General features: G+C 65.9%; 6 protein-coding genes. 5 read left to right on the top strand and 1 reads right to left on the bottom strand.

Annotated elements, in window-relative coordinates:
• Nucleotides 1-295 precede the first annotated feature (295 nt).
• From rocF to AC1VAN_RS12245, 3 genes are all read left to right on the top strand, one after another.
• Complete coding sequence (rocF, locus tag AC1VAN_RS12255) at nt 296-1,216, top strand: arginase (protein ID WP_032978254.1); 921 nt, start codon at nt 296-298, stop codon at nt 1,214-1,216.
• A 167-nt stretch (nt 1,217-1,383) separates the two neighbouring features.
• On the top strand, nt 1,384-1,521 hold the full coding sequence (locus AC1VAN_RS12250; RefSeq protein WP_019661832.1) for an entericidin A/B family lipoprotein: 138 nt from the start codon (nt 1,384-1,386) through the stop codon (nt 1,519-1,521).
• Between the two features lie 211 nt (nt 1,522-1,732).
• On the top strand, nt 1,733-1,954 hold the full coding sequence (locus AC1VAN_RS12245) for a CsbD family protein (protein WP_025878332.1): 222 nt from the start codon (nt 1,733-1,735) through the stop codon (nt 1,952-1,954).
• Between the two features lie 78 nt (nt 1,955-2,032).
• Here the strand turns inward: AC1VAN_RS12245 and AC1VAN_RS12240 are convergent, their stop codons facing one another.
• Entirely contained in the window at nt 2,033-2,839 is an 807-nt protein-coding gene (locus AC1VAN_RS12240; RefSeq protein ID WP_025878333.1) for a hypothetical protein, read from the bottom strand.
• Nucleotides 2,840-2,947: 108 nt separating this feature from the next.
• Between AC1VAN_RS12240 and AC1VAN_RS12235 the strand changes: the two genes are divergently transcribed.
• Both AC1VAN_RS12235 and AC1VAN_RS12230 read left to right on the top strand, forming a co-directional pair.
• Nucleotides 2,948-4,240, top strand: a complete 1,293-nt coding sequence (locus AC1VAN_RS12235) for a tryptophan--tRNA ligase (RefSeq protein WP_480985884.1) — start codon at nt 2,948-2,950, stop codon at nt 4,238-4,240.
• A 126-nt stretch (nt 4,241-4,366) separates the two neighbouring features.
• Complete coding sequence (locus AC1VAN_RS12230; RefSeq protein ID WP_093820732.1) at nt 4,367-4,669, top strand: hypothetical protein; 303 nt, start codon at nt 4,367-4,369, stop codon at nt 4,667-4,669.
• Nucleotides 4,670-4,673 lie beyond the last annotated feature (4 nt).

Here is a 4,673-nt window from a genome sequence, read left to right as displayed (position 1 = left end):
GCGTCGAGAAGCTGGGTAAGAGTTTTCTTCGATTCAACGCAGGAACATCCTTGCCTCTATTTTGGGGCGAGCACCTTCGCTGCGCTGACGGGAAAGCGATAGAGCCGTATCCGTCAGTGTGGTGAGCCCCATCACAGGCGGAAGAATTTCTGATTCACAAGGCCGGGTAAGTCCTACGCGTGGTTGCCCGTTGCCCACTTGCGCCATGGCGCCGCCATTTCCTGCTGCACCGCCGCGAGTGGTGTCACATGCGTCTGGCTAGACTGTGCTTCTTTTTCGTTCGCAGGAGGCACCCATGGCCCATCATCCCGCCGTTACCCTGATCGGCGTCCCCACCGACATCGGGGCGGGCCATCGCGGCGCCCGGCTGGGGCCGGAAGCCCTGCGCGTGGCGGGCCTGCCCGAAGCACTGGAAGCGCGTGGCGTGGACGTGCGCGACCTCGGCAACCTGGACGGCCCGCGCAACCCGTGGACTGCGCCGGTGCAGGGCTATCGCCACCTGGACGAGGTGGTGGCGTGGAACCACGCGCTGATGGAAGCCAGCTACGCCGAACTCCAGGCCGGCCGCATGCCGATCATGCTGGGCGGCGACCACTGCCTGGGCATCGGTTCGATCACTGCCGTCGCGCGCTGGTGCCGCGAGCAGGGCAAGGACCTGCGCGTGCTGTGGCTGGATGCGCATTCGGATTTCAACACCAGTGAGGTGACCCCGTCGGGCAACATCCACGGTATGCCGGTGGCCTGCCTGTGCGGCCTCGGCCCGGATGCGCTGACCAGGCTGGGCGGCACTTCGCCGGCGATCCAGCCTTCACAGGTGCACCAGATCGGCATCCGTTCGGTGGACCCGGAAGAAAAGCGCCTGATCAAGACCCACAAGGTCGATGTCTACGACATGCGTTACATCGACGAGAACGGCATGAAGCGTACCGTGGAAGCGGCGCTGGCCGGCATCGACGAGAACACCCACCTGCACGTCAGCTTCGACGTCGATTTCCTCGACCCGAGTATTGCCCCGGGCGTGGGCACCACCGTCCCGGGCGGGGTGAACTACCGCGAAGCGCAGCTGGTGATGGAGATGATCGCCGACAGTGGCCGCATGGGCTCGCTGGACATCGTCGAACTCAATCCGCTGCTGGACAACCACAACAGCACCGCCGAACTGGCTGTGGACCTGGTCGAAAGCCTGTTCGGGAAATCGACCCTGATGCGCGACTGAGAGGATCCAGCCTGAACGGTTGGACGAACCGTTCACACGCGCTCCACGCCCCTGCCGCCAGATTGCACCTCACGCGGCAGTGTTGGCTTCGAGCCAGCCTGCCGCCCCGATCAATACAACCGAACCCCGTGATTGAGCGGTGTAGCGGCAAACCCAAGGAGAAGCCCATGAAGCGCGTAGTTGCCCTGATGCTGTTGTCGATGTTCTCGGTGGCCCTGCTGGCCGGTTGCAACACCGTTGCCGGTGCCGGCAAGGACGTGCAGAAGGCTGGTGAGAAGGTTGAGGATGCCGCCAAGGGCAACTGAGCCTGAGGTGGTGCGCACTACGGAAAAGGCCGGGATCTTCCCGGCCTTTTTCATGCGCGCTTGCTGCGTGTGGACGCCGCGTGTCGACCGGTAGTGAACCATTCAAGCAGGTGAGCGGCGCTTTCATGGCCGGTTGACCGTGCTTCAACGTGCACTGCGCGATGCTGCAGCCACGGTAACAACGCCGTTGCATTCCAAGGAAGCCTCAGCAATGAACAAAGACATCATTTCCGGCAAGTGGTCCCAGCTCAAGGGCAAGGCCCAGGCGAAGTGGGGCGATCTGACCAATGACGATTTCGATGTGGCCGAGGGCAATGCCGAATATCTGGCGGGCCGCCTGCAGGAGCGCTATGGCTGGGCCAAGGACCGCGCAGAAACCGAAGTGCGTGATTTCGAGAAAGCGATGCACAAGGATTACCCGGACTACAAGTAACCGGGCGTCGAACGCCCGCGTTATGCCCCCACCGACAACGCCCGCGCCGGAAGGTGCGGGCGTTGTGCTGTGTGCAGATCAACGCGCCGGCGGGTCGGGCACGTAGCGGTTGGGGAAGGCCTGTGGCTGGCGGTCCAGGCGCGAGGGCGAATCGAGCAGGATGCCGCGTGCACGCAGGTTGCGGGCGCTGTCGTAGCGCAGCTGCAGCACCTGTGCCGGGCTGCGGGTGGCGCGTTCGAAATCGGTATCGCGCACCGAAGAACTTTCGCGCGCACCATGCCCGGTGCCCAGCGCGGGTGCCTGCGACTTGGCCGAATAGCCTTCAATGCGGCTGGCGCTGGCGTCGGCCGCCGCCGAGGCTTCGGCCGACGCCGGTGCCGGCCCGGCGCGACCGCGCAGGATCGGCTGCGGACGCGGGTACCAGCGACGCGCTTCCTCGAACACCGCCACGCCGACCACGCCGACGTTGTCCGGGCGGCCGGTGCGGCTGGCATAGCTGCCGCTGGGGCTGCTGAAGACGAACTGGGCCACTTCGTCCTGGGTCTTGCGCCAGCCGGTGATATCGGCGCGCTGGCCAGGGTTGAGCACGTAACCGGTCTGCGAGGGATCGGCGTCTTCGCCGGAGATGGCGTTGACCCCGTCCACCGACAGCACCACCAGCACCCGTCGCGGGCTGTCGTTGTACAGGCGCACCGCATAGCGGTGGCCGCGCTCACCGGCCACCCAGCGCTGGCCGTCGGCCGGGTAGCTGCGCAGCTCGGTGCCGCGGTCGCGGTCGACCAGGGCCACGCGCACCGGGCCGTCCTGCGGCATCGGCGGGGGCAGCGGAGCCGGGCGGAAGCCGGCCAGAGGCAGGATAAGCAGCAGGGGCAGCAGGCGTTTCATCGGGCGTCTCCAGCGGGGTTGGGTGAATGAACGCGCCGGAGGCCCTGACGGGGTTGACCGTGTGCACGGTAAACTGGCCGCGTTCATAGAAGGTTTCCGCACGCAGTCATGACGACCCGAGTCCTTACCGGTATCACCCCCTCCGGCACGCCCCACCTGGGCAACTACGTTGGCGCCATCCGCCCGGCCATTGCGGCCAGCCGCGCGCCGGACATCGAGAGCTTCTTCTTCCTGGCCGATCTGCACAGCCTGATCAAGTCGCAGGACCCGCAGCGCACCCAGCGCGCGACCCTGGAGATCGCTGCCAGCTGGCTGGCCTGTGGCCTGGACCCGGAACACGTGTGGTTCTATCGCCAGAGTGACATCCGCGAGACCACCGAGCTGATGTGGTTCCTGACCGCCATCGCCAGCAAGGGCATCCTCAACCGCGCCCATGCCTACAAGGCGGCGGTGGACAAGAACCGGGAGGAAGGCCAGGACGAGGACGCAGGTGTCAGCGCCGGSCTGTTCATGTACCCGGTGCTGATGGCSGCCGACATCCTGATCTTCAAGGCCAACCRSGTRCCGGTGGGCCGTGACCAGATCCAGCACATCGAGATGGCGCGCGACTTCGCCCAGCGCTTCAACCATGTGTACGGCAAGGAATATTTCCCGCTGCCGGACGTGGTGATCGACGAGCAGGTGGCAACCCTGGCGGGCCTGGATGGCCGCAAGATGWSCAAGAGCTACMACAACACCATTCCGYTGTTCGTGCCGCGCGAGGAGCTGAAGAAGCTGGTGTTCTCGATCCTGACCGACTCGCGTGCCCCGGGCGAGCCGAAGGACACCGAAGGTTCGGCGCTGTTCCAGATGTACCAGGCGTTCGCCACCCCGGAGCAGACCGCTGCCTTCGCCAAGGCCTTCGCCGATGGCATCAGCTGGGGCGATGCCAAGCAGCAGCTGTTCGAGCGCATCGACAGCGAACTGTCGCCGCTGCGCGAGCGCTACAACGCGCTGATGGCCGAGCCGGAGAAGATCGAAGCACTGCTCAAGCGCCGTGGCCAGCAGTTGCGTGAGCAGCTGGCGGCACCGCTGCTGGAAGAACTGCGCCATGCGGTGGGCCTGCGTGATCTGTCCGATGCCGGCGACATCGCCAGCGAAGATGCCGGTGAAGCCCGCGCCGCTCCGCCGCTGTTCAAGCAGTACCGCGAGAAGGACGGCCGTTTCTACTTCAAGCTGACCGCCGGTGACGGCACGCTGCTGATCCAGAGCGAAGGCTTCGACTCGCCGMGCGATGCCGGCCAGCTGATCGCGGTGCTGAAGCAGGCCGAGCAGGGTGACCAGCTGCAGAGCGACCTGTTCAAGCTGGAAGCCGAGGTGGATGCGGTGCTGGCGGCGCTGGCTGTGCTGCGCGCCGACTGATAGCTAGATGCCGACCTTGGTCGGCGCTGTTGAGGGCGAAATGCCGGCCAGCGGCCGGCACTACCACGGCAGTGCACCCATGGCATGATGTCCGCGCGCCTTCGGCGCGATGACATGGAGTCTGCGATGGCCTGGTTGTCGCTGCTGCTGTTCCTGCCCTGGTTCATCCTGCTGGGCAGCCTGTACTGGCTGTTTCCGCGCCAGCCGCGTACCGCGCGGCGACGCCTGTTCGATGGCGCTACGCTGGCACTGGCGCTGGCCCTGAGCATCGTGGCGATGCTGTGGGGCCACCACATCGGTCTGGTACAACCGGGCGCCGGGCCCATCTGGCCGCAGGTGCTGGCGGTGCTGTATGCCTATGGGGCGTTCCTGGCGGTGCTGGTACTGGCGCTGCTGCTGCGGCCGCGGTTCGCTTTGCGCTGCAGCTGATCGT

Source organism: Stenotrophomonas sp. 05L44_2, assembly GCF_056665995.1.
Note: the sequence above shows the minus strand (reverse complement) of the source record. Positions and strands in the feature narration are given on the sequence as shown.

Bases quoted from the DNA above. Each gene is read 5' to 3' on its own strand.
- rocF (WP_032978254.1), top strand. From the start codon at position 296: ATGGCCCATCATCCCGCCGTTACCCTGATCGGCGTCCCCACCGACATC.
- AC1VAN_RS12250 (WP_019661832.1), top strand. From the start codon at position 1,384: ATGAAGCGCGTAGTTGCCCTGATGCTGTTGTCGATGTTCTCGGTGGCC.
- AC1VAN_RS12245 (WP_025878332.1), top strand. From the start codon at position 1,733: ATGAACAAAGACATCATTTCCGGCAAGTGGTCCCAGCTCAAGGGCAAG.
- AC1VAN_RS12240 (WP_025878333.1), bottom strand. From the start codon at position 2,839: ATGAAACGCCTGCTGCCCCTGCTGCTTATCCTGCCTCTGGCCGGCTTC.
- AC1VAN_RS12230 (WP_093820732.1), top strand. From the start codon at position 4,367: ATGGCCTGGTTGTCGCTGCTGCTGTTCCTGCCCTGGTTCATCCTGCTG.